18 protein-coding genes are annotated in these 24,761 nt (G+C 73.1%); 15 read left to right on the top strand and 3 right to left on the bottom strand.

Annotated elements, in window-relative coordinates:
- Nucleotides 1-155: 155 nt before the first annotated feature.
- From RZ84_RS26680 to RZ84_RS26690, 3 genes are all read left to right on the top strand, one after another.
- A complete protein-coding gene (locus RZ84_RS26680; RefSeq protein ID WP_043266445.1) occupies nucleotides 156-434 on the top strand; it encodes a hypothetical protein in 279 nt (92 codons plus the stop codon).
- Nucleotides 435-941: 507 nt separating this feature from the next.
- A complete protein-coding gene (miaB, locus tag RZ84_RS26685) occupies nucleotides 942-2,558 on the top strand; it encodes a tRNA (N6-isopentenyl adenosine(37)-C2)-methylthiotransferase MiaB (RefSeq protein WP_078894216.1) in 1,617 nt (538 codons plus the stop codon).
- 42 nt (nucleotides 2,559-2,600) lie between these two features.
- Nucleotides 2,601-3,311: a class III extradiol ring-cleavage dioxygenase family protein gene (locus tag RZ84_RS26690; protein ID WP_043266447.1), complete on the top strand. Its 711-nt coding sequence runs from the start codon at nucleotides 2,601-2,603 to the stop codon at nucleotides 3,309-3,311.
- Between the two features lie 120 nt (nucleotides 3,312-3,431).
- Here RZ84_RS26690 and RZ84_RS41760 read toward each other — a convergent pair whose 3' ends face one another.
- A complete protein-coding gene (locus tag RZ84_RS41760) occupies nucleotides 3,432-3,809 on the bottom strand; it encodes a hypothetical protein (RefSeq protein WP_063772704.1) in 378 nt (125 codons plus the stop codon).
- A 182-nt stretch (nucleotides 3,810-3,991) separates the two neighbouring features.
- On the opposite strand from RZ84_RS41760, the gene miaA reads away from it, so the two are divergent.
- The 6 genes from miaA (at nucleotide 3,992) to hflX (ending at nucleotide 12,883) form a co-directional block, all read left to right on the top strand.
- Nucleotides 3,992-4,930 (top strand): tRNA (adenosine(37)-N6)-dimethylallyltransferase MiaA, encoded by a 939-nt coding sequence (miaA, locus tag RZ84_RS26700; RefSeq protein WP_043266448.1) that lies wholly within the window; start codon nucleotides 3,992-3,994, stop codon nucleotides 4,928-4,930.
- 108 nt (nucleotides 4,931-5,038) lie between these two features.
- Complete coding sequence (locus tag RZ84_RS26705; protein ID WP_043266449.1) at nucleotides 5,039-5,569, top strand: hypothetical protein; 531 nt, start codon at nucleotides 5,039-5,041, stop codon at nucleotides 5,567-5,569.
- Nucleotides 5,570-5,976: 407 nt separating this feature from the next.
- Complete coding sequence (dapF, locus tag RZ84_RS26710) at nucleotides 5,977-6,855, top strand: diaminopimelate epimerase (RefSeq protein ID WP_043266450.1); 879 nt, start codon at nucleotides 5,977-5,979, stop codon at nucleotides 6,853-6,855.
- Between the two features lie 381 nt (nucleotides 6,856-7,236).
- Nucleotides 7,237-9,432, top strand: a complete 2,196-nt coding sequence (locus tag RZ84_RS26715) for a RelA/SpoT family protein (protein WP_043266451.1) — start codon at nucleotides 7,237-7,239, stop codon at nucleotides 9,430-9,432.
- A 119-nt stretch (nucleotides 9,433-9,551) separates the two neighbouring features.
- Entirely contained in the window at nucleotides 9,552-11,249 is a 1,698-nt protein-coding gene (locus tag RZ84_RS26720; RefSeq protein WP_078894220.1) for a M1 family metallopeptidase, read from the top strand.
- Nucleotides 11,250-11,395: 146 nt separating this feature from the next.
- Nucleotides 11,396-12,883, top strand: coding sequence for a GTPase HflX (gene hflX, locus RZ84_RS26725; RefSeq protein ID WP_043266452.1), 1,488 nt, complete (start codon nucleotides 11,396-11,398; stop codon nucleotides 12,881-12,883).
- Between the two features lie 163 nt (nucleotides 12,884-13,046).
- Here the strand turns inward: hflX and RZ84_RS26730 are convergent, their stop codons facing one another.
- Nucleotides 13,047-14,234, bottom strand: coding sequence for a trypsin-like serine peptidase (locus RZ84_RS26730; RefSeq protein WP_043266454.1), 1,188 nt, complete (start codon nucleotides 14,232-14,234; stop codon nucleotides 13,047-13,049).
- Between the two features lie 283 nt (nucleotides 14,235-14,517).
- Here RZ84_RS26730 and RZ84_RS26735 point away from each other — a divergent pair, with 283 nt between their 5' ends.
- The 5 genes from RZ84_RS26735 (at nucleotide 14,518) to RZ84_RS26755 (ending at nucleotide 22,586) form a co-directional block, all read left to right on the top strand.
- On the top strand, nucleotides 14,518-15,912 hold the full coding sequence (locus RZ84_RS26735; protein ID WP_043266455.1) for a diaminobutyrate--2-oxoglutarate transaminase family protein: 1,395 nt from the start codon (nucleotides 14,518-14,520) through the stop codon (nucleotides 15,910-15,912).
- A complete protein-coding gene (locus RZ84_RS26740) occupies nucleotides 15,909-17,954 on the top strand; it encodes an IucA/IucC family protein (RefSeq protein WP_043266457.1) in 2,046 nt (681 codons plus the stop codon). Before RZ84_RS26735 ends, RZ84_RS26740 begins: the two co-directional genes overlap by 4 nt.
- A gap of 37 nt (nucleotides 17,955-17,991) precedes the next feature.
- On the top strand, nucleotides 17,992-18,687 hold the full coding sequence (locus RZ84_RS26745; RefSeq protein WP_043266459.1) for a GNAT family N-acetyltransferase: 696 nt from the start codon (nucleotides 17,992-17,994) through the stop codon (nucleotides 18,685-18,687).
- Between the two features lie 104 nt (nucleotides 18,688-18,791).
- A complete protein-coding gene (locus tag RZ84_RS26750; protein ID WP_043266461.1) occupies nucleotides 18,792-20,576 on the top strand; it encodes an IucA/IucC family protein in 1,785 nt (594 codons plus the stop codon).
- A 42-nt stretch (nucleotides 20,577-20,618) separates the two neighbouring features.
- The gene (locus RZ84_RS26755) at nucleotides 20,619-22,586 is read left to right on the top strand and encodes an ATP-dependent DNA helicase (RefSeq protein WP_043266463.1); all 1,968 of its coding nucleotides are present in this window, start codon (nucleotides 20,619-20,621) and stop codon (nucleotides 22,584-22,586) included.
- A gap of 136 nt (nucleotides 22,587-22,722) precedes the next feature.
- Here RZ84_RS26755 and lexA read toward each other — a convergent pair whose 3' ends face one another.
- The gene (gene lexA, locus RZ84_RS26760; RefSeq protein ID WP_043266465.1) at nucleotides 22,723-23,520 is read right to left on the bottom strand and encodes a transcriptional repressor LexA; all 798 of its coding nucleotides are present in this window, start codon (nucleotides 23,518-23,520) and stop codon (nucleotides 22,723-22,725) included.
- A gap of 634 nt (nucleotides 23,521-24,154) precedes the next feature.
- On the opposite strand from lexA, the gene nrdR reads away from it, so the two are divergent.
- The gene (nrdR, locus tag RZ84_RS26765; protein ID WP_043266467.1) at nucleotides 24,155-24,685 is read left to right on the top strand and encodes a transcriptional regulator NrdR; all 531 of its coding nucleotides are present in this window, start codon (nucleotides 24,155-24,157) and stop codon (nucleotides 24,683-24,685) included.
- Nucleotides 24,686-24,761: the final 76 nt, after the last annotated feature.

Here is a 24,761-nt window from a genome sequence, read left to right on the forward strand (position 1 = left end):
GCCGTGCGCCGGTTTTCCTCACAAGAGGGCGAACGTTGCCTGATACGGCACTAGTTCACCGGTCCCGTCGGCAATGTGCTGTCGGCCTCCAGATCGCAGCCCTTCGCCCCTGGGCGACGGGGCGGTTCGGCCTCGTGACCGCCTATGGTGGAGAAATGAGCGAGATCGTCGTCTACGAACTCGACAAGCTGGTGACAGCGGGCTCCTCCCCGGGAACGCTGAGCGGGGCGGAACGACGCGTCCGCAGGGTGCACGCGGCACCCATGGCCCCAGGGTCGCGCACCGCTGCCGGACCGCGGACCCTCTGCGGCAAGGACACCTTCGCCATGGAAACGGCCCTTGGGGAGCCCTCCGAACACCCTGGAGCGCCCTGGTACCCCGCGGAATACGCATCCGTGGTCTGTCCCGACTGCGACGCCGTGATCGAAACCTGACCGGCGTACCGGCCTGCCAGACGTCGCCGCGCGCACCCTGTTCCTGCTGCTCACCCCCATTCCACGTACTCTTTGAAGTGCTCCAGATCGCCACGACGAGCCGTTCGATCGCGTTCGTCTGGGCGGACAGTGTCGAGGCCGCACTCCAGCCGTGCGTGGATCCGTGCGTGGATCCGGGTGTGATTCTGGCCGACCGGCTGAACGGCAGAAGGAACCCGTCAGCTCGGGGCCGCCCCTGGTGAGCCCTCCATCACGTGCTCGCCGTGGTCAGAAACCTCGGCCTTGAAGTCCCGGGCCCGGCCACCTGCCTCGACCTCCAGATGTGCTCGGCGCCCCGCCCCCGTACGCGCGCCCCGCACTCCTTCCACGAAGCGCGGCCAGTGCTCTGCACCTTGCAGGAACCGGCACCCGAGGCGCGTACCGGTGGTCAGCTCAGGAACCCCTGCGACCCCGGTGAAAGAAGACGAGCCGGGACAGGGCTCTCCCGCGAGCGCCTACCCTTGACTCATGACCATCAGCAGCGACCGGAGCCCCGCAGTGGACGTTCGATCATCTAAGACATACGAAATTCGCACCTACGGGTGCCAGATGAACGTCCACGACTCCGAGCGGCTGTCCGGCCTGCTGGAAGAGGCCGGATACGTCCCCGCGCCCAAGGACGGCGACGGCGCCGACGTCGTGGTCTTCAACACCTGCGCGGTCCGGGAGAACGCCGACAACCGGCTCTACGGCAACCTCGGCCAGCTCGCCCCGAAGAAGGCCGCGCGCCCCGGGATGCAGATCGCCGTCGGCGGCTGCCTGGCCCAGAAGGACCGCGACACCATCGTCAAGAAGGCCCCCTGGGTCGACGTGGTCTTCGGGACGCACAACATCGGCAAGCTGCCCGTCCTGCTGGAGCGCGCCCGCGTCCAGGAAGAGGCACAGGTGGAGATCGCCGAGTCCCTGGAGGCGTTCCCCTCGACCCTGCCGACCCGCCGCGAGAGCGCGTACGCCGCCTGGGTCTCCATCTCCGTGGGCTGCAACAACACCTGTACGTTCTGCATCGTCCCGGCACTGCGCGGCAAGGAGAAGGACCGCCGGCCCGGCGACATCCTCGCCGAGGTGGAGGCACTGGTCGCCGAGGGTGTCAGCGAGATCACCCTGCTCGGCCAGAACGTCAACGCGTACGGCTCGGACATCGGCGACCGCGAGGCGTTCAGCAAGCTGCTGCGCGCCTGCGGGAAGATCGAGGGCCTGGAGCGGGTCCGCTTCACCTCCCCGCACCCGCGCGACTTCACCGACGACGTGATCGCCGCCATGGCCGAGACGCCCAACGTGATGCCGCAGCTCCACATGCCGTTGCAGTCCGGCTCCGACCGCGTCCTCAAGGCGATGCGCCGCTCGTACCGCCAGGAGCGGTTCCTCGGCATCATCGAGAAGGTCCGCGCCGCGATGCCGGACGCGGCCATCTCCACCGACATCATCGTCGGCTTCCCCGGGGAGACCGAGGAGGACTTCGAGCAGACCCTGCACACCGTGCGCGAGTCCCGCTTCGCGCAGGCCTTCACCTTCCAGTACTCCAAGCGCCCCGGCACCCCCGCGGCCGACATGGAGGGCCAGATCCCCAAGGCCGTCGTCCAGGAGCGCTACGAGCGCCTGGTCGCCCTCCAGGAGGAGATCTCCTGGGAGGAGAACAAGAAGCAGGTCGGCCGCACCCTGGAGGTCATGGTCGCCGAGGGCGAGGGCCGCAAGGACGGCGCCACCCACCGGCTCTCCGGCCGTGCGCCCGACAACCGCCTCGTCCACTTCAACCCGACCCTGCGGGACGCGGACGCTCGGCGCGCCCCGGGCACCGAGGCGTCCGACGGCACCGGGCCCGCTCCGCGACCCGGCACTGTGCTCGACGGCACCGGGCCCGCTCCGCGACCCGGCGACATGGTCACCGTCGAGGTGACCTATGCCGCACCGCACCACCTCCTGGCCGAGGGCCCGGCACTGAGCATCCGGCGCACCCGCGCGGGCGACGCCTGGGAGAAGCGCAACGCCGCCCCCGCGGAGAAGCCCAAGGGCGTCCTCCTCGGCCTGCCCACCATCGGGGCCCCGGCTCCGAGCCCGGCACCCGCGGCCGGCTGCGGCTGCGACTGACCCACGCGGACGGCCCGGGCCCCGGGCGTTACGCTGCGTGGCATGCTCGTTGCCGCCGCCCTGTGCCCCTGTCCGCCGCTGCTCGTCCCGGAGGTCGCCGCCGGCGCCGCCCCCGAGCTGGACGCCTTGCGGGCCGCCTGCCTGGACGCGGTCGGCGTGCTCGCCGCGGCCCGCCCGGACCGCCTGGTCGTCCTCGGACCCACCGACGAGGCGGGCCGGGGCACGCACCCGCAGGGCGCCACCGGCTCCTTCCGCGGCTTCGGGGTGGACCTGCACGTACGGCTCGGCGCCGCCGGACCGGCGCCGGAACGGGACCTTCCGCCGTCGCTGTCCGTCGGCGCCTGGCTGCTGTCCCGTACGGACTGGGCCGACGCGCCCGTCGAGGGGCTGGGCGTGACGGAGTCGCTCACCGGCGACCGCTGCCGGGCCCTGGGCCGGGAACTCGCCGCGTCCGCGCCCCGGTTGGCGCTGCTGGTGATGGGCGACGGCAGCGCCCGCCGGTCGCTCAAGGCGCCCGGCTACTTCGACGAACGCGCCGCGGACTTCGACGCGGCGGCGGCCCGCGCCCTCGGAGCCGCCGATCTCGCCGCCCTGAGCGCCCTCGACGAAGACCTCGCCGCCGACCTCCTGGTGTCCGGGCGGTCGTGCTGGCAGGTCCTGGCGGGCGCCGCCGAGGGCGCCGGCCTGGGGGGCCGACTGCTGCGCGAGGAGGCCCCGTACGGCGTCGGCTACGTCGCGGCGGCCTGGACGTAGCGGCAGCACGGCAGCCCCCGTACGCGCCCGCACCCCGCCGGAGCACCGGCGCAGCGCAACGGCCGCGAGGCGGCTTGCGCGCCCCGCGGCCGTTGCGACCCGCATCCGGCAGGCGTGCGCCTATTTGCGCGCGCCCTCGCTGTCCGCCGCAGCTCCCGCGGACTGCTGCCGCGGAATCCCGGCGCCCTCGGCAGCCTCGGCCGGCCGGGCCGACTCCTCGGCCGCCGGTTCGGCGTCCGCGTCACCGGACTCCTCCGGAGCCGCCTGCGCCGCCTCGGCCGCGCTCTGCTCGGCCTCCTCCGGCTCCGCCGCCGTGGCGTCCGTACCGGCCTCGGCCACCGCCGCGTCCGCCTGCGCGCCGTCCTCCGGCTGCGCCTCGGCTTCCTGCTGCGCCTCCGACGCCGGCTGCGGCTCCGACTCCGCCGTCACCGCCGCTGCGGCACTGTCCTCCATCGCCGCCTCGGCCTTACGCCGACGGAACCGCGAAAACACGCCCATAACTGCTCCTACGCTCCTCATGTGGGCGAAATCCCTTCGTCGCCCGGAGCGTCCTCTTGCGCCGCCCGACGGGCGCCGGCAGCGCACCGGCGTTCGGGATCTCGCAACAGGCAACGACGCTGACCGTGCCCCGTCACGTCGCTCGTTCGAGATGGGTGCGTGAGGTTTGCGAGACTGACGGGGTGAACACCGTCGTCCCCACTCCCCGGGTCATCGCCGTCGTCGGCCCCACCGCGGCCGGAAAGTCCGATCTGGGCGTCGCACTCGCCCGGCACCTGGGCGGCGAGGTGATCAACGCCGACTCGATGCAGCTCTACCGCGGCATGGACATCGGCACCGCCAAGCTCACGCCGGAGGAGCGACAGGGCGTCCCGCACCACCTCCTCGACATCTGGGACGTCACCCGCGCGGCCAACGTCGCCGAGTACCAGCGGCTGGCCCGCGTCGAGATCGACCGGCTGCTCGCCGAGGGCCGCACCCCGGTCCTCGTGGGCGGCTCCGGCCTGTACGTACGCGGCGCCCTCGACGCCCTGGAATTCCCCGGCACCGACCCCGCCGTCCGCGCCCGCCTGGAGGCCGAACTGGCCGAACTGGGCAGCGGCGCCCTGCACGCCCGGCTGGCCGCCGCCGACCCCGAGGCCGCCCGCGCGATCCTGGCCGGCAACGGCCGCCGCATCGTGCGCGCCCTGGAGGTCATCGAGATCACCGGCCGCCCCTTCACCGCCAACCTCCCCGGCCACGAATCGGTCTACGACACCGTGCAGATCGGCGTCGACGTAGCGCGCCCCGAACTCGACGAGCGGATCGCGCGGCGGGTGGACCGTATGTGGGAAGCGGGCCTGGTCGACGAGGTGCGCCGCCTGGAGGCCGTGGGGCTGCGCGAGGGCCTGACGGCCTCCCGGGCGCTCGGCTACCAGCAGGTGCTCGCGCAGCTGGCGGGGGAGTGCACCGAGCAGGAGGCGCGGGACGAGACGGTGCGCGCCACCAAGCGGTTCGCGCGCCGTCAGGACTCGTGGTTCCGCCGGGACCCCCGGGTCCACTGGCTCAGCGGGGCCGCCGATCGCCGGGCCGACCTCCCCGGGCTCGCGCTGGAGTTGCTCGAACGACCGGTCACAGCCTGATCACGTCATGGCATCGGGACGCTCCGGGCGTCATCCGGCCCCCTGAGGGCGTGTCATCATCGACCTTCGATCGAGGCGTGCAATCTGCAGTGGGGAGGGCGCGTGGTAATGGAGGCCGGCCCTCGCAACAGAGCCCAGCAACCGGACCGCAACGGCACCGGGGCGGCACCGCCGCACCACGACGGCCCGGAGGCGCACGACATCATCCCCGAGCCCCATGACGGCCCCCCGGCCACCCTGGACGCCTCGGACGGCCCCGACGACGGCCACGACGGCCATGACGCACCTCCGGAGGGCGGCGAGTCCTTCCGCGACCTGCGCCCGCCCCGGCGGCTGCGGCTGTGGCAACTCGCCCCGATCGTCGGCCTCGCCGCCGTCGGGTCGCTGATGTTCGCCTTCCCGCTGGCCTTCGAGTTCGGCGGCGACGGCGGCGCGGTGATCGCCATGCTCGGCCTGCTGCTCTGCTGCTGCGCCGCCGGCTGGGGCATGATGGCCGCCCGCCGCGTCGGCTACACCTGGCCCGGCCTCCCGGCCCGCGGCTCCGGCCGCCGCGCCGGCTGGCGCGTGGTCCTCCTCTACGCCGCGGTGGTCGCCGTGCTCGCCGCCCTGGCCATCTGGCGCGTGGCCCGACTGCGCTGAGCTCTGGCCCCTGACCTCTGCCGGTCTTCGCGGTGGTTGTCCCCGGCTGTCTTCGCGCTGCCTGTCGTCCCGCTTTCTGTCGTCCCGCTTTCTGTCGTCCCGCTTTCTGTCTTCGCGCCGTCCGTGCGTCTTCCCCGCCGCCCACCCGCAGCTCTGGATTGTGTTTTTCCCCGCCGCCCACCCCCCTTCGGGGGGTGGGCGGGTGTAGAGCGCGAAGCGCGAGGCGCGGAACGCGCAAGTAACGCGCAAGTAGGGACGGCCAGCAAGTCAAGTAGGGACGGCCAGCAAGTAGGGACGGGCAGGCAGGGCGCAGGCCGGCAGCGGCCCTGGTTACCCGGTCCGGGTCGCCCCATAGGCGGCCTCGGCCCCGGGGCGCCGGGCCCGTTTGCGACCCGTAGGATTCAAGGGTGACCAGCACGCAGCGCATCGCTTTCCTCAAGGGCCACGGCACCGAGAACGACTTCGTGATCGTCCCGGATCCGGATGGCCGGCTCGATCTGTCCGCGGCGGCCGTCGCCCGGATCTGCGACCGCCGGGCCGGTGTCGGCGGCGACGGGCTGCTGCGCGCCGTACGGTCCGCCGTCCACCCGGAGGCGCGGGCGCAGGCCGGCGAGGCCGAGTGGTTCATGGACTACCGCAACGGCGACGGCTCGGTCGCCGAGATGTGCGGCAACGGTGTCCGGGTCTTCGCCCGGTACCTGCTGCACGCGGGACTGGTCGAGGCCGGCGACCTCGCGATCGCGACCCGCGCCGGGGTGCGCCGGGTGCATCTGGCCAAGTCCGGCGATGTCACCGTCGCCATGGGGCGGGCCGAACTGCCCGAGGAGGGCGTGGTGGTCACGCTCGGCGGGCGCAGCTGGCCAGCCCGCAACGTCAGCATGGGCAATCCGCACGCCGTAACGTTCGTCGAGGATCTGGCGCACGCCGGTGACCTGTACACCACGCCGCCGTTCAGCCCGGCAGCGGTGTATCCGGACGGCGTGAACATCGAGTTCGTCGTCGACCGCGGCCCGCGCCATGTGGCGATGCGGGTGCACGAGCGCGGCTCCGGCGAGACCCGCTCGTGCGGCACCGGCGCCTGCGCGGTGGCGGTGGCCACCGCCCGCCGGGACGGCCTGGACCCGGCCGCGACCGGCACGCCCGTCACCTACACCGTCGACGTGCTCGGCGGCAGCCTGACGATCACCGAGCTGCCGGACGGCACGGTCGAGATGACCGGCCCGGCCGTGATCGTCGCCGAGGGCAGCTTCGAGCCGGAGTGGCTGACCGGCGCGCTCGGCGCCTGAGGGCGGCGAGAGGCCCGAGAAGCCCCTGTTCCACCGACGAGGCCCTTCCCCCGACGAGGCCCCTGTTCCACCGACGGGCGGTACCGCTCCGGACGGGGGCTCGGTCGCCCGCCGGCGGCTGTCAGCGCGTCGCGCCGGAGGCGCCACGCCCGGCCGCCGGAGCCCTCCGCCACCTGGCCCACACATTCCGCATCCCGCTCGGTGATTCGCCTTCTCAGAGCAGAAACGGCTCCGGCCGGAAAGTTCGCTCGAATGGGTGATCCGGTTCACGCTGAGCGAGAGCCGGACAGCACTGCGTGATGGGCTCGGTAGCATCAAGCACCGGCCCAGGCGCCAGAACTGACGGCGTCCCACCGCCGGTCGACGCTGCCGGAGGTGCCCATGAGCGCAGAGGCCACGAACCCTGGTAACCCTGAAGCAGCGGGCCGCAAGCGCGGACGGCCCCGGCCGGCGCTGCGGGGGCTGCGCCGTATCGGGCGCGCCGCACTGCTCGGCCCGACCCCTCGCGACGGCCTCCCGGACGCCCTGGAGCACGTCGCCAAGGTGCACCGCCGCCACCACCCCGACGCCGGCCTGCACATCCTCAGCAAGGCGTACCAGCTCGCCGAGTCCTCGCACCGCGGGCAGCTGCGCAAGAGCGGCGAGCCGTACATCACCCACCCGCTCGCGGTGACCCTCATCCTCGCCGAACTGGGCGCGGAGACCACCACGTTGACCGCCTCGCTGCTCCACGACACCGTCGAGGACACGGAAGTGACGCTCGATCAGGTGCGGGCGGAGTTCGGCGCGGAGGTCTGCTATCTGGTCGACGGCGTCACCAAGCTGGAGAAGGTCGACTACGGTGCCGCGGCCGAGCCGGAGACCTTCCGCAAGATGCTGGTGGCGACCGGCAGCGACGTACGGGTGATGTCCATCAAGCTCGCCGACCGGCTGCACAACATGCGCACGCTCGGCGTGATGCGGCCCGAGAAACAGGTCCGGATCGCCAAGGTGACCCGTGACGTGCTGATCCCGCTCGCCGAACGCCTCGGCGTCCAGGCGCTGAAGACCGAGCTGGAGGACCTGGTCTTCGCGATCCTGCACCCGGAGGAGTACGCCACGACCCGGCGGCTGGTCCGGTCGTACGCCGGGCGGCCCGATCCGCTCGCCGCGATCGCCGAGCGGGCCCGTACGATCCTGGCCGATGCCGGGATCGACGCCGAAGTCCTGGTCCGGCCACGGCACTTCGTCTCCGTGCACCGCGTCCTTCTGGCGCGCGGGCAGCTGACCGGTGCGGATCTCGGGCGGCTGCTGGTGCTGGTGGCGGAGGACGCCGACTGTTACGCCGTCCTCGGTGAGCTGCACACCTGTTTCACGCCGGTGGTCTCCGAGTTCAAGGACTTCATCGCCGCACCCAAGTTCAACCTCTACCAGTCGCTGCACACCGCCGTGAGCGGTGAGGCCGGCGAGATCGCCGAGACCCTGATCCGCACGCACCAGATGCACCGGGTGGCGGAGGCCGGGGTGATCGCGCTGGGCAATCCGTACGCGCCCACGGACGGCGCGGACGCCCCCGAGGGCGAGCGGGCCGACCCCACCCGCCCCGGATGGCTCGACCGGCTGCTGGAGTGGCAGCGCACCACCCCCGACCCGGACACCTTCTGGACCTCGCTGCGCGACGACCTCGCCCAGGACCGGGAGATCACCGTCTTCTGCACCGGCGCGCCCGCGGGCGGGGTGCCGGACCGCTCCGCGGGCCCGGCCGGCGGCGCCATCGGCCTGCCGGCCGGCGCGAGCTGCGTGGACGCGGCGTACGCCCGGCACGGCGAGGCGGCGCACTGCTGCATCGGCGCCCGGGTCAACGGCCGGCTCGCCACGCTCGGCACCGTCCTGCACGACGGCGACAGCCTGGACCTGCTGATGGCCCCGGACTCCGCCGCCGGCCCCTCGCCCGAGTGGCTCGACCACGCCCGGACGCCCGCCGCCCGGCTCGCCATCTCCCGCTGGCTGGCCCGCCCCCCGGGCGGCGGCGAGCCGCCCGCCGCCCCCGCCGGCCGGGGCGGCGAACGCCGCAGGGCCCCCGGGGACCGCCCCACGGAACCGGACCGGGAGGCCGCCGCCTCCGGGCTCGCGGTGGCGGACCTGCCCGGGGCCACGGTCCGGCTGGCCGGCTGCTGCACCCCGGTGCCGCCGGACACCGTCACCGGATTCGCGGTCCGCGGCGGCACGGTCACCGTCCACCGCGCGCTGTGCCCCGCCGTGGCGCGGATGGCGGCGATGGGCCGGCAGCCGGTCGGGGTGCGCTGGCGGGGCGCGGGGAAGGGCGGCCACGGCTGCCGGGTGACCCTCCTGGCGGAGGCGTTCAGCCGGCCGCATCTGCTGGCCGACCTCACCGAGGCGATCGCCGCCGAGGGCGCCGCCGTGGTGTCGGCCGCCGTCGAGCCCCCGCACGAACAGCTGGTACGGCACACGTACACGCTCCATCTGCCCAACGCCGCCGGGCTGCCCTCCCTGATGCGGGCGATGCGTCAAGTGCCCGGCGTGTTCGATGTGTTGCGGGCGGGCCGGCCCCGCCCCGCCGCCGCGATCCGGCCCTGACGGATCGAAGGGCAGATCCGGCAGACCGGCGCAAGCCGGACCCCCTCGGTGCCGCTCGTTCGGGTGCCGTCCTGCCGCGTCGTCCACGGGGGAGCGGGCCGCGCTGATAGCGGTAGCCCATGTCCCTTCCCTTGCGCCGCCCGCCCGACGGGTCCGACGGGCCCGCCGCCCGCCCCGCTACCGACCACTCCGCGCCCGCACGGCGCCGCTTCCGCGCCGTACCCGGCCGGATCCCGCGCCGCGCCGCGGCCCTCGGTCTCGCCATCGCCGCCACGGTCGCCGCGGCCGAGCCGCCGGCGGTAGCGCCGCTGGGCATCGGCGACCGCCTCTTCCCGACGCTCGGCAACACCGGCTACCACGTCACGTCCTACGACGTGTCGATGAACTACTCCGGCCGCAACGACCGGCCGCTGGACGCGGTCACCGTGATCAACGCCCGCGCCACCGGCAACCTCGACCGGCTCAGCCTCGACTTCGCGCGCGGCGCCGTCCGCTCCGCGGAGATCGACGGGGCGCCCGCCAGGCACGAGCAGGCGGGCGAGCACCTGGTGCTCACCCCGGCCCGCCACATCTCCCCGGGGCAGAAGCTGCGGATCGTGGTCCACCACACCAGTAATCCGGTCGGCGCGGGCGACGGCGGCTGGATCCGCACCAAGGACGGGCTGGCGATGGCCAATCAGGCCGACGCCGCGCACCGTGTCTTCCCCTGCAACGACCACCCCTCCGAAAAGGCGTACTTCACCTTCCACATCACCGCGCCCCAGGGGCTGGTGGCGGTCGCCAACGGGCTGCCCGCGGGGCAGGCCACCCGCGGACCGCGCCGCACCTGGACGTACCGCACCGCCCACCCCATGGCCACCGAGCTGGCACAGATCTCCATCGGGCACTCCGCCGTGCTGGCGCGGCGCGGGCCGCACGGGCTGCCGATCCGCGATGTGGTCCCGGCCGCCGACCGGCCCGTCCTGGCGCGCTGGCTCGCCAAGACGCCGGGCCAGGTGGCCTGGATGGAGAACAAGGTCGGACGCTTCCCGTTCGAGACCTACGGGGTGCTGACGGCGGACGCCAGCACCGGTTTCGAGCTGGAGACCCAGACCCTCTCGCTGTTCGAGAAGCGCCTGTTCACCATGGCCCAGCTGCCCGACTGGTACGTCGAGTCGGTGATGGTGCACGAGCTGTCCCACCAGTGGTTCGGCGACAGCGTCAGCCCTCGCCGGTGGTCCGACGTCTGGCTCAACGAGGCGCACGCCACCTGGTACGAGATGCTCTACGCCCAGGAGAAGGGCGACATCCGCGCCTCCATGGAGACGCGGATGCGCCACGCCTACGAACAGTCGGACGGCTGGCGCGCCGAGGGCGGCCCGCCCGCCCTGCCCAAGCTCCCCGACCACGGCCAGAAGATCAGCATCTTCCGGCCGGTGATCTACGACGGCAGCGCCCTGGTCCTGTACGCGCTGCGGCACAAGCTCGGCACGGCGGGCTTCGACCGCCTCGAACGTGCCTGGGTGCAGAAGCACCGCGACGGGGTGGCCGGCACCGCCGACTTCATCAACCTGGCCTCGAAGATCTACGGACACAACCTGTCCGGCTTCTTCTGGGAGTGGCTCTACGGCAAGAAGACCCCGCCGATGCCCGGCCACCCCGACTGGAAGCCCCAGGCGCCCCGGCAGACGCAGAGCACCGGCGGCCAGAAGGCGCGGGTGCCGGGCGCCCGGCCCGGGCCGTCGGGCCGGGCCGCCGAGGTGCCGCTGCACCCCCGGTGGCCGCTGCCCGCACGGCACCCGGCCGCGCAACGGGAGAACACCGGAAAACCCGCGTGACGCCCCCGCCCGGCCGTGCGACCATCAACGGGTCGACGCGGACGGGCGCCGGGGAATCTCCGGAGCGGCCCGGACGTTGTCACCAGCGATAGTCCCAGCGGGACCGGCCGGTCCCCCGAGGGCTTCCCAACGACGCAAAGGATCAAATGACCTCCTCTTCTTCCCTTCCGCAGGACCGCCAGCGCCTCCCCGAGAGCCGTCGGGCCGACGCCCTGATGGAAGAGGACGTCGCCTGGAGCCACGAGATCGACGGGGAGCGCGACGGCGACCAGTACGACCGCTCCGAGCGTGCGGCGCTGCGCCGGGTGGCCGGCCTCTCCACCGAGCTCGAGGACGTCACCGAGGTCGAGTACCGCCAGCTGCGCCTGGAGCGCGTGGTGCTCGTCGGGGTCTGGACGTCCGGGACGGTGCAGGACGCGGAGAACTCCCTCGCGGAGCTCGCCGCGCTGGCCGAGACCGCCGGTGCCCTGGTGCTCGACGGCGTGATCCAGCGCCGTGACAAGCCGGACCCGGCGACGTACATCGGGTCCGGCAAGGCGCTGGAGCTGCGCGACATCGTGCTCGAATCCGGGGCGGACACCGTGGTGTGCGACGGTGAGCTCTCCCCGGGCCAGCTGATCCACCTGGAGGACGTCGTCAAGGTCAAGGTGGTCGACCGGACCGCCCTGATCCTCGACATCTTCGCTCAGCACGCCAAGTCCCGGGAGGGCAAGGCGCAGGTCTCGCTGGCGCAGATGCAGTACATGCTCCCCAGGCTCCGCGGCTGGGGCCAGTCGCTGTCCCGGCAGATGGGTGGCGGTGGCTCCGGTTCGGCGGGCGGCGGTATGGCCACCCGTGGTCCCGGTGAGACCAAGATCGAGACGGACCGGCGGCGGATCCGCGAGAAGATGGCGAAGATGCGCCGGGAGATCGCGGAGATGAAGACCGGCCGCGACATCAAGCGCCAGGAGCGCCGGCGCAACAAGGTCCCCTCGGTCGCCATCGCCGGCTACACCAACGCCGGCAAGTCCTCGCTGCTCAACCGCCTCACCGGCGCCGGAGTCCTGGTGGAGAACGCCCTGTTCGCCACCCTGGACCCCACCGTCCGGCGGGCCGAGACCCCCAGCGGGCGGCTGTACACCCTCGCGGACACCGTCGGCTTCGTCCGGCATCTGCCGCACCACCTCGTCGAGGCGTTCCGTTCCACGATGGAGGAGGTCGGCGACTCCGACCTGATCCTCCATGTCGTCGACGGCTCCCACCCGGTGCCCGAGGAGCAGCTGGCGGCGGTGCGCGAGGTGATCCGCGACGTGGGTGCGACGGACGTGCCCGAGATCGTGGTCGTCAACAAGGCCGACGCGGCCGATCCGCTGGTGCTCCAGCGGCTGCTGCGCCAGGAGAAGAGCGCCATCGTGGTCTCCGCCCGTACGGGCCGGGGCATGACGGAGCTGCTGACCCTGCTCGACGAGGAACTCCCGCGCCCCCGCGTCGAGATCGAGGTGCTGGTGCCCTACACCCAGGGCGCCCTGGTCTCGCGGGCGCACGCCGAGGGCGAGGTCATCTCCGAGGAGCACACCCCCGACGGCACGGTCCTCAAGGCCCGGGTGCACGAGGAACTGGCCGCCGAGTTCCGCCCGTTCGTCCCGGCCGCCTAGGGCCTAGCGGCCCGCCCGGTGCCACGTTCGGCGTCCGTACGGTGAAGGCCCGCCCCCGGTTCCCCGGGGGCGGGCCTTCGTCATGCCGTGGACGGTCTGCGGCTCATGCCGTGGGCGGTCTGCGGCGGGCGGCGCCGGACACCGGCACCGCCCGCCCATGTCCTCAGCCCTGGCCGGCCCACTTCCTGCTCATCGCGTCGAAGATCGACTTGGCCTCGGCACCCAGGTGCGGACCCGCCGACCAACGGGCCGGACGCGGCCCCATCGACATGTTGGAGACCAGCACCGGCTTGCCGTCCGGGCCCTTGATGAACCACGGACCGCCGGAGGAACCGCCGGTCATGGTGCAGCCGATCCGGTACATGGTCGGCTTCTTGGCGTCCGTCGTCAGCCGGGTCGGCTTGTCGGTGCACGACTCCTGGAGCGCGCCGTCGAACGGCGGCTCCGCCGGGTAGCCCTGCGCCGTCAGGCTCGGCATCTTGGACATCGCCGGGGCGTTGAAGTTCACCTCGTAGGCGGCGCCGGCCATCTCCTCCAGGGACTTGCCGCCGGTGCTCTCCTCCGGCTTCACATGCATCAGCGCGAAGTCATACGGAGCCATCGGGACCCCCGGCACGTCGCCGCCGCCCTTGATCCACTCCTGGGACGTCGCCATGTCGTCCGCCCACCACTTGCCGGCCGGGACCCGGTCCTCGTACGGCGCGCTCTTCATCCGGGACTCCGGTACCCCGGTCCGGTTGAAGCTCGGGACGAACATCACGTTCCGGTACCAGCCGCCGTTCTTGCCGGCGTGCACACAGTGCGCCGCGGTCCACACGAGGTTGGACTTGCCCGGGTGGGCCGGGTCCTTGACGACGGTGGCGGAGCAGCGCGCCTGACCCTCGGGCGTGCTGAACGCCAGCACGCCGATGCCCGGAGCGGTGGAGTTGTAGGGCGTCTTCACGGGCTGCGCGGTGACCGCGGCCGGCTCCGGGTCGGTCTTGCCCTGGTCCTGGGTGATGTCCGAGGGCTTGCTCGGCTCGTTCGGCGGCTTGGCCTTACCGATCTTGTCCGGGTCCCAGAAGCCCTTGATGACCGGGTTGATGAACTGCCCCGCCTCGCGGAGCCACTTGGCCTTGTCCCAGTTCTTCCACTCCCCGTTCTTCCACTTGTCCAGGTTGATGCCGTGCTGCTTGAGCTTGTCCTGGAGGTCCTTGGGGATCTTGATCTCACCCCCGCCCGTGGTGCCCTGGGCCGACTGGCTCGGCTTGGCGTCCGCGTTGTCGCCCGACGGCCCGCAGCCGGTCGCGGTCAGCGCCACTACGGCGGTGAGGGCGGCGGCGGCCACAACTGGCCGACGTATCGATCGCATGGGTCAGTTCCCCCTGAGTGAATCGGGCTGAGCCGGAGCGGCTCGTGTGGTGCGCACCCTCACCGGTCCTTGTCATGAACCCCAAGATCCGGGTGCAGCCCCCCACTATGCCGGTGCCGAAGGGGACGGCGGTACCCGGGTCCCCGGTTCCCGGCCGTCAAGGATCTTGCCGGCGGCCGTGTTCCCCCGCCCGTGCCGTCGTTGGTACGTACGGGGGAAGGCCGGGCTGCCCGCAGCGCCCGCGCGGAATACCGCAGTTCACCAGCAGGAGGACACAACTGCCGTGGCGTTGACCGAAACCGTGCCGGCGGACGCACCGCCGGCCCACGAAGGGATCCTGCGACGGCAGTCCCTGCGTGAGTCCGCTGCGCGTACGTACGCGCGCTCGCTGCCCATCGTCCCGGTGCGCGCCCGCGGGCTGACGATCGAGGGCGCCGACGGCCGGCGCTATCTCGACTGCCTCTCCGGCGCCGGCACCCTCGCGCTGGGCCACAACCACCCGGTGGTCCTCGAAGCGATCCGCACGGTCCTCGACTCCGGGGCGCCGCTGCACATCCTCGACCTGGCCACGCCGGTCAAGGACGCTTTCACGACCGAGCTGTTCGCCACCCTGCCCGGCGAGTTGTCCGAAAAGGGGCGTATCCAGTTCTGCGGCCCGGCCGGTACGGACGCCGTCGAGGCCGCCTTCACCCTCGTCCGCACCGCGACCGGGCGCAGCGGCCTGATGGCCTTCTCCGGCGCCTACCACGGCATGACGTCGGACGCCCTGGCCGCCTCCGGAGGAGCCCGGCACACCGCCGTGACCCGGCTGCCCTACCCGTACGACTACCGCTGCCCGTTCGGGACCGGCGGCGAGCGCGGTGCCGAACTCTCCGCGCGCTGGACGGAGAACCTGCTCGACGACCACAAGAGCGGGGTGCCGCGGCCCGCGGGCATGATCCTCGAACCGGTCCAGGGCGAGGGCGGGGTGATCCCGGCGCCGCCGAGCTGGCTGCGCCGGATGCGGGAGATCACCGCCGCCCGGGAGATCCCGCTGATCGTCGACGAGGTGCAGACCGGCGTCGGCCGCACCGGCACCTTCTGGGCCGTCGAGCAGAGCGGCATCGTCCCCGACGTCCTCGTGCTGTCGAAGGCGATCGGCGGCAGCCTGCCGCTCGCCGTGATCGTCTACCGCGAGGAACTGGACGCCTGGCAGCCCGGCGCGCACGCCGGCACCTTCCGCGGCAACCAACTCGCCATGGCCGCCGGCACCGCCACCCTCGCCCACGTCCGCCGCAACGGTCTCGACCGCCGCGCCGCCGAACTCGGCACCCGGATGCTCGCCCGGCTCGGCGGACTCGCCGCCGCCCACGACTGCATCGGCGACGTCCGCGGACGCGGGCTGATGCTCGGCGTCGAACTGGTCGACCGGGACGCCGACGCCGACGCCACCGGCGCCCGGCCCGCCGACCCGGTACTCGCCGCCGCCGTCCAACAGGCGTGCCTGGACCGCGGCCTGATCGTCGAACTGGGCGGCCGGCACTCCGCCGTCGTCCGGCTGCTGCCACCCCTGACCATCACCGACGAACAGGCGGACGCGATCCTCGACCGCCTCGCCGACGCCATCACGGCGGCGGGCCGCGCCCCCCCCCGGCCCAAGGGCTCGTCCCCCACCACCCTGCGAGGCACCTCCGCATGAACGAACGCCCCGGCCCCGACGGGACCCAGGCCGCCGAACGACTCCCCGCCCCGCACCCGGGCCCGGGGCTGATCGAGCCGTCCGTACCGCGGCAGCAGCGGCGGCACGGCGACGACGCCTGCCATCAGCAGACCCCGGAAGGCCGCGACCGGCCCCCGGCCGGCCACGGCACCCCCGGCCCCTACGAGACGACGGCCCGGCACCCCGACGCCGACCCCCTCGACCACCCCGACGCGGCGGTCGCCGCCGACGCCGCGGGCATCGAGAACCTGCTGCGCTGCTGGCTCCGCGAGAACGGCACCCCCCGCCCGGCCGGCGGCCGGCTGCGCCTCCCGCTGCACGCCAGCGCCACCGCCCTGCACATCCCCGTCCGCTACTGGTCGCCCACCGGCTGGCACCGCCTGGGCGCGCCCACCCTCGAAGGCACCCCGCCCGGCTCCGCCCCCCTGGACGCCGTCACCCTCGCCGCGCTGCTGCGCCGCGAAGCCGCCCACGGCGGCGACCGCCGGGCCTCGGACGGCGGCGAGCACCGGGTCGCGGACGGCGACGAACGCCCGGCGGTGGACGACGCGCCGCAGGCGCCGGACGGCGACGGCGCCGAACTCGTCGGCCGGGTCGCCAACTCCGTACGCGCCACTGCCGTGTTCATCGCCGACCGGCGCGCCCGCCCCGCCGACGAGCAGGACTCCCGCTTCCTCGAAGCCGAGCAGTCACTGCTGCTCGGCCACCCCCTGCACCCCACCCCCAAGAGCCGCGAGGGCCTCACCGACGCCGAGACCCGCGCCTATTCGCCCGAACTCCGCGGCGCCTTCCCGCTCCACTGGATGGCCGTCCACCGCTCCGCCGTCGCCGCCGACTCCGCCTGGACCGAACGCGGCAAGACCGTACCGGCCGGACAACTCGCCGCCGACCTGGCCGGCGACGGGCTCCCGCTCCCCGACGACACGGTGCCGCTGCCGCTGCACCCCTGGCAGGCGCGGGACCTCGCCGCCCGCCCGGACACCACCGCGCTGCTCGACGCCGGACTGCTGCACGACCTCGGCCCGCACGGCGCGCTCTGGCACCCCACCTCCTCCGTCCGCACGGTCTACCGGCCCGGCGCGCCCGCCATGCTCAAGCTCTCCCTCGGGCTGCGCATCACCAACTCCCGCCGGGAGAACCTCCGCAAGGAACTGGAGCGCGGCGTCGAGGTCCACCGGTTGCTGCGCACCGGCCTCGGCGAGCAGTGGCAGGCCGCCTTCCCGGGCGCTCCCGGATTCGACATCGTCCGCGACCCGGCCTATCTCGCCGTCGACGGCCCCGACGGCGCACCCGTCCAGGGCCTGGACGTCGTCATCCGCCACAACCCCTTCGGCACCACCGACGACGCGGTCTGCATCGCCGGGCTCACCTCGCCGCGGCCCTGGCCCGGACACGGCGAGATGCGCTCCCGGCTGGAAAGCCTGGTCAGCGAGCTGAGCGCGCGCACCGGGCGGCCGGCCGGGGCGGTGGCCACGGAGTGGTTCCTGCGCTACCTCGAAGCGGTCGTCCGCCCCGTCCTCTGGCTCGACGGCACGGCGGGCGTCGCCCTGGAGGCCCACCAGCAGAACACCCTCGTCCTGCTGGACCGCGACGGCTGGCCGGCCGGCGGCCGCTACCGCGACAACCAGGGTTACTACTTCCGCACCTCCCGCCGGGCCGACCTGGAGCAGCGGCTGCCCGGCATCGGCGCCACCAGCGACACCTTCGTCGCCGACGACGTCACCGACGAGCGCTTCGCCTACTACCTCGGCATCAACAACGTCCTCGGCCTCATCGGCGCGTTCGGCGCCGGCCGCCTGATCCGCGAGGAGGTCCTGCTCGCCGCCTTCCGGCGCTTCCTCACCGACGCCGCCGCGGCCCCCCGCGCCCACCGCTCGCCCCTGCCGGAGCAGCTGCTGGAGTCCCGCACGCTGCGCTGCAAGGCCAATCTCGCCACCCGGCTGCACGGTCTCGACGAACTCGTCGGCCCCGTCGACACCCAGTCCGTCTACGTCACCCTGCCCAACCCGCTCGCGCCCTAGATGACGCGGTCCCCAGCCATCAGAGGAGAGCGACACCGTGACACCGACCGATTCCGACCTCCGCGCCGCCACGGACCCCGTACTCGACCTCCGGATCCCACCCGAACCCGGCGCACGCCCCGCCGACGCAGACCGCCCGCCCGCTGACGGCACCGCCGTCGGCCCGCTGCTGGACGACCTGGCGGGCTGGCCGGCGGCCGACACCCCCGCCGGGCCGTTCGCCCTCGTCCCCGTCCGGCCGGAGCGCGACCTGGACCGGATCACCGCCTGGATGAACGATCCCGCGGTCGCCGCCTTCTGGGAACTGGCCGGCCCGCCGGAGACCACCGCGGCCCATCTGCGCGCCCAACTGGACGGCGACGGGCGCAGCGTGCCCTGCCTGGGAGTGTTGGACGGCGTCCCGATGAGCTACTGGGAGATCTACCGCGCCGACCTGGACCGCGTCGCCCGTCACTACCGGGCCCGGCCGCACGACACCGGGGTGCATCTGCTCATCGGCGGCTGCGGCGACCGGGGCCGCGGCCTGGGCACGCTGCTGCTGCGGGCCACCGCCGATCTCGTCCTCGACCGGCGCCCCCGGTGCGAGCGCGTCATCGCCGAACCGGACCTGCGCAACACCGCCTCCGTCGCGGCCTTCCTGAGCGCCGGCTTCCGCTATGCCGAGGAGATCGAACTCCCGGAGAAACGCGCGGCGTTGATGGTCCGCGACCGCGCCCACCGCCACCTGCTCTGAGCCCGGGGCGTCCGTCGACGGCCCCGAACCGGTCCGCCATCCACCCCGCCGCCCCGGTTGTCCCCCGCACGTGCCGGGCCGGTCCCGCATCGAGGAGTCCCGCCTTGTCGTCTGCGTTCCCTGCGTTTCCTGCGTCCCACCCGTCGCACCGCGCCTGGCAGCACGCCGCCCGCCGCCTCTTCGCCAAGACCCTCGCCGAATTCGCCTACGAGGAAATCCTCACCCCCGAGCCCGACGGCACCGCCCCCGACGGCACCCCGCGCTACCGCCTTCCCGTGGGCGACGACCTCACCTACCGCTTCACCGCCCGCAGAGGCGCCTACGGGCACTGGCGCGTCGACCCCCACTCGATCACCCCCGACACCGATCCCCTCCGCTTCCTCACCCACGCCCACGACACCGTCCTGGGCCTGTCCGGCGACACCACCGGCCACCTCATCCGCGAGCTGACCGCCACCCTCGCCGCCGACACCCGCCTGGACACCACCGCCCTGACCGCCGCCGAACTCGCCGACCTGGACTACGCCGACCTCGAAGGCCACCAGACCGGCCACCCCTGGCTCGTCGCCAACAAGGGCCGGCTCGGCTTCTCCGCCGGCGACGCCGAGACCTGGGCCCCCGAGGCCCGCAGCCCCCAGCGGCTGCCCTGGCTCGCCGCCCACCACCGCATCGCCCACTACCGCGGCGTCCCCGCACTCGCCACCCCCGACCGCCTCTACAGCGACGAACTCACCCCGGCCACCCACCGCGCCTTCGCCCGCACCATCGCCGACGCCGGCCAGGACCCCGCCGACTACCTCTACCTCCCCGTCCACCCCTGGCAGTGGGACGAGACCATCGCCCCGCTCTTCGCCCCGCAACTCGCCGACAGATCCATCATCGCGCTGCCCACTGACAACGACCTCCGGCTGCCGCAGCAGTCCATCCGCACCTTCCTGAACATCAGCCGCCCCCGGGCGCGCACGGTCAAGCTGCCGCTGTCCATCCTCAACACCCTGGTCTGGCGCGGCCTGCCCACCGAGCGCACCCTCGCCGCCCCCGCCGTCACCCGCTGGGTCCACGGCCTGCGCGACGGCGATACGTATCTGCGCGACGAGACCCGGGTGATCCTGCTCGGCGAGACCGCCTCGGTCACCGTCGAGCACCCCCTCTACGACCGGCTGCCCGGCGTCCCCTACCAGTTCAAGGAACTGCTCGGCTGCATCTGGCGGGAGCCCGTCAGCGGCTGCCTCGACCGGGGTGAACGGGCCCGCACCCTGGCCTCCCTGCTCCAGACCGACCCCGCCGGCCGCGCCCTGACCGCGGAGCTGGTGCACCGCTCCGGACTGCCCGCCCGTCTCTGGCTGGCCCACCTGTTCGCCGCGCTGCTGCCGCCCCTGCTGCACTTCCTCTACCAGTACGGCACGGTCTTCTCCCCGCACGGCGAGAACGCGATCGTCGTCTTCGACGAGCACGACATCCCCACCCGCCTGGCCATGAAGGACTTCGTCGACGACGTCAACACCAGTGCCCAGCCGCTGCCCGAGCACGACGCCATGCCGGACGACGTCCGGGCGGTGCTGCTGACCGAACCGCCCGTGTTCCTCACCCAGTTCATCCACTCCGGACTGTTCGTCGGCGTCTTCCGCTATCTGGCGCCGCTGTGCGAGGACCAACTCGGCGTGCCCGAGGACGAGTTCTGGTCACTCGTCCGGGCGGAGATCCTGCGCCACCACGAGCGCTTCCCGCACCTCAAGGAGCGGCAGGAGACCTTCGACCTGCTCACCCCGGAGATCGAGCGGCTCTGCCTGAACCGCAACCGGCTGCACGTCGACGGCTACCGCGACCGCCGCGACCGCCCGCACGCCGCCGTGCACGGCACCGTCCCGAACCCCCTGCACGTCCCGTGACCGACCCCGCTGTCAGTGGTCCCGCGTAGGCTGGCAAGCGCTATGACGAAGCCCTCTCTCCCCGATCTGCTCCATGCCGCCGTCACCGCTGTCGGTGGCACCGAGCGGCCCGGCCAGGTGGCCATGGCCGAGGCCGTCGCCGAGGCCGTGGACGACTCCGCCCATCTGCTCGTGCAGGCCGGCACCGGCACCGGAAAGTCTCTCGGCTACCTGGTGCCGGCGCTGGCCCATGGGGAGAGGGTGGTGGTCGCCACCGCCACCCTCGCCCTCCAGCGCCAGCTCGTCGAGCGCGATCTGCCGCGGACGGTCGAGGCACTGCATCCGCTGCTGCGCCGCCGCCCCAGCTTCGCGATGCTCAAGGGCCGTTCCAATTACCTCTGCCTGCACCGCCTCCACGAAGGCGCCCCGCAGGAAGAGGAGGACGGCCTCTTCGACGTCTTCGAGCAGGCGACGCCCACCAGCAAGCTCGGCAAGGACCTGCTCCGGCTGCGCGACTGGGCGGACGAGACCGAGACCGGCGACCGCGACGACCTCACCCCCGGTGTCTCCGACCGCGCCTGGGGCCAGGTCTCGGTCGCCTCCCGGGAGTGTCTGGGCGCCGCCAAGTGCGCGTACGGCGCGGAGTGCTTCGCCGAGGCCGCCCGCGAGCGCGCCAAGCTCGCCGATGTGGTGATCACCAACCACGCGCTGCTGGCGATCGACGCCATCGAGGGCGCCCCGGTGCTGCCGCAGCACGAGGTCCTGATCATCGACGAGGCCCATGAGCTGGTCTCCCGGGTGACCGGCGTCGCCACCGGCGAGCTCACCCCCGGCCAGGTCAACCGCGCCGTCCGCCGCGCCGCCAAGCTGGTCGACGAGAAGGCCGCCGACCAGCTCCAGACCGCCGCCGAGACCTTCGAGCGGCTGATGGAGCTGGCGCTGCCCGGCCGCCTGGAGGAGATCCCGGAGGAGCTGGGCTACTGCCTGATGGCGCTGCGGGACGCGGCCCGCACGGTCATCTCGGCGCTCGGCGCGACCCGCGACAAGTCCGTCCAGGACGAGGACGCCGTCCGCAAGCAGGCCATCGCCTCGGTGGAGAACGTCCACGCGGTCGCCGAGCGGATCGCCAACGGCTCCGAATACGACGTCGTCTGGTACGAGCGGCACGACCGCTTCGGCGCGTCGCTGCGGGTGGCCCCGCTCTCCGTCTCCGGTCTGCTGCGCGAGAAGCTGTTCGCCGACCGCTCCGTGGTGCTGACCTCCGCCACCCTCAAGCTGGGCGGCGACTTCAACGGCGTCGGCGCCTCCCTCGGCCTGGCCCCCGAGGGCACCCAGGGCGACGACGATCCGGTGTGGAAGGGGCTGGACGTCGGCTCGCCCTTCGACTACGGCAAGCAGGGCATCCTCTACGTCGCCAAGCACCTCGCCCAGCCCGGCCGGGAGGGCAGCCGCACCGACATGCTCGACGAGCTGGCCGAGCTGATCGAGGCCGCCGGCGGGCGGACGCTGGGGCTGTTCTCCTCTATGCGCGGTGCCCAGGCCGCGGCCGAGGCGATGCGCGGCCGGCTGGACATGCCGATCCTGCTCCAGGGCGAGGAGACCCTCGGTGAGCTGATCCGGAACTTCGCCGCGGATCCGCGGACCTGCCTGTTCGGCACGCTGTCGCTCTGGCAGGGCGTCGACGTGCCCGGCCCCAACTGCCAGCTGGTGGTGATGGACCGGGTGCCCTTCCCGCGCCCGGACGACCCCCTGATGAGCGCCCGGCAGAAGGCCGTGGAGGAGGCCGGCGGCAATGGCTTCATGGCGGTCGCCGCGACCCATGCGGCGCTGCTGATGGCGCAGGGCGCGGGCCGCCTGATCCGGGCCACCGGCGACCGCGGTGTGGTCGCGATCCTGGACCCGCGCGTGGAGCGGGCCCGCTACGGCTCCTTCCTCCGCAAGTCCATGCCGGAGTTCTGGTACACCACCGACCGGAATCAGGTCCGCCGCTCCCTCGCGGCCATCGACAAGGCCGCCAAGGAGGCCGGGTAGTCGGCGGTGACCATGGCCGGGGCGGGATCCGGCCCTGCGCTGGGCGAACCGGCCCGCGAGAACGGCGCCGGCTCCCGGACAGAGGCGAGCCCCGGAACCGGCGCAGTGGTTCCGGGGCCCGGTCGCGAGCGCGGAGTCAGACCCGGCGCAGCACCGCGACCACCTTGCCGAGGATGGTCGCCTCGTCACCCGGGATGGGCTGGTACGCGGAGTTGTGCGGCAGCAGCCACACATGGCCGTCCTCGCGCTTGAAGCGCTTGACGGTCGCCTCGCCGTCGAGCATCGCGGCGACGATGTCGCCGTTCTCGGCGACCGGCTGGCGGCGGACGGTGACCCAGTCGCCGTCGCAGATCGCGGCCTCGATCATGGAGTCGCCGACGACCTTCAGCACGAACAGCTCGCCGTCGCCGACCAGCTGCCGGGGGAGCGGGAAGACGTCCTCGACGGATTCCTCGGCGAGGATCGGGCCACCGGCCGCGATCCGGCCGACCAGCGGGACGTAGGACGCGGCGGGCTTGCCGGCGGTCTCCGTCGCCGCGCTCGTCGGCTGGTCGGAGCCGCGGACCTCGTACGCCCGCGGGCGGTGCGGGTCGCGCCGAAGGAAGCCCTTGCGCTCCAGCGCCATCAGCTGATGGGCGACGGAGGAGGTGCTGGACAGCCCGACGGCCTGGCCGATCTCGCGCATGGACGGTGGATAGCCGCGCCGCTGCACCGAATCCCGGATCACCTCGATCACCCGGCGCTGGCGATCGGTGAGCCCGGAGCTGTCGGCGCGAATTCCCGGGGGGCGGCCCGGGAGTGAGCGGGTCGGCTTGTTCTCTTCGGAGCCCGACGTGGCGTCATCCATCGGCCGCTGTGCCCTTTGCGGTTGTTCGAATCGGCTCTGGGAGTGGCTCTGTGCGGTGATGGTCGCGCTGTCTGCGGTGGTGGTCACGTCGGCCCCTCTCGAAATGTTCTCCCTAGTTAGCCAACGGTAGTTGCTTTCGAAAGGTTGCGCCAAACACACGTTCGAGTGAAAAATTCAGCGATTGGCTGACCTGATCACGCAGCGGGGTGTATGGCCCAATCGCAATTCGGGTCCTCGGGGGGCTTTCCGCCGGGTTTCCACCCGGCCTCCGTGCCGGTTTCCGCCCCGGATTTCCGGTCGGCCGCCCCTCCGGGAAACCGGCGAACGGGTGCCGCGGCAGCGGGCCGCCGCGGCGCCGCGGCGCCGCCGATTGTGTCATCCCCGCCCTTCCGGACCGCCTCCCGGGTGTCTTCCCGTACCCTCTTGGACGGCCCGCCGGCCTGCCCTCCCGTCGCCCGACCTCCACCGCCGGAAGACGGCGCTGCGGCCCGTTCATGGCGACACGCGGTAGGCACGTATAAGCGCCCCGACACCATATCTAGTGCTTAGATGCGTTCGGCCGCCTACAAGTTGTGGTGCCGGGTCCGTCAGGGCCCCAGGGATCGCCTATGCTGGTGGCTGCTCCGAAGGGCCCGTACGGACCGGCCGGAGGTCAGTCGCCGTACGCCGGTTCCGTTGGCGTGCGTGCGTCCCGCAATTCGAGGGTGAGGAGGGTGGAGCCATGCACTGTCCCTTCTGCAGGCACCCGGACAGCAGGGTCGTCGACAGCCGCACCACGGATGACGGGACGGCGATCCGCCGGCGGCGCCAGTGTCCCGACTGCTCCCGCCGTTTCACGACCATCGAAACGGCGTCACTGATGGTGATCAAGCGGAGTGGGGTCACCGAACCCTTCAGCCGCAACAAGGTCATCGCGGGGGTGCGCAAGGCGTGCCAGGGGCGGCCGGTCACCGAGGACGCGCTCGCCAAGCTCGGCCAGCGGGTCGAGGAGGCGGTGCGCGCCACCGGCAGCGCCGAGCTGACCACCCATGACGTCGGGCTGGCCATACTGGGCCCGCTGCAGGAACTCGACCTCGTCGCGTACCTGCGCTTCGCGTCCGTCTACCGGGCGTTCGACTCACTCGAGGACTTCGAGGCGGCCATCACCGAGCTGCGGGAGCAGCGCGAGCAGGGCCCGCCCGTGCAGGAGCGCGGGACCGACGAGGAGGCCGGAGTCCCGGCCGTTCCCGTGCCCGCCACCGCCGCCGACTGAGCTCGGCGCGCATCCAGACCTGGGCCGGGGCGAGAGCAGGCCGCCCCGGTCGCAGAAAGACATACACCGTGCCACG

It is taken from the genome of Streptomyces sp. CT34, assembly GCF_000805335.1.
In the GTDB taxonomy this organism is placed as follows: Bacteria; Actinomycetota; Actinomycetes; order Streptomycetales; family Streptomycetaceae; genus Streptomyces.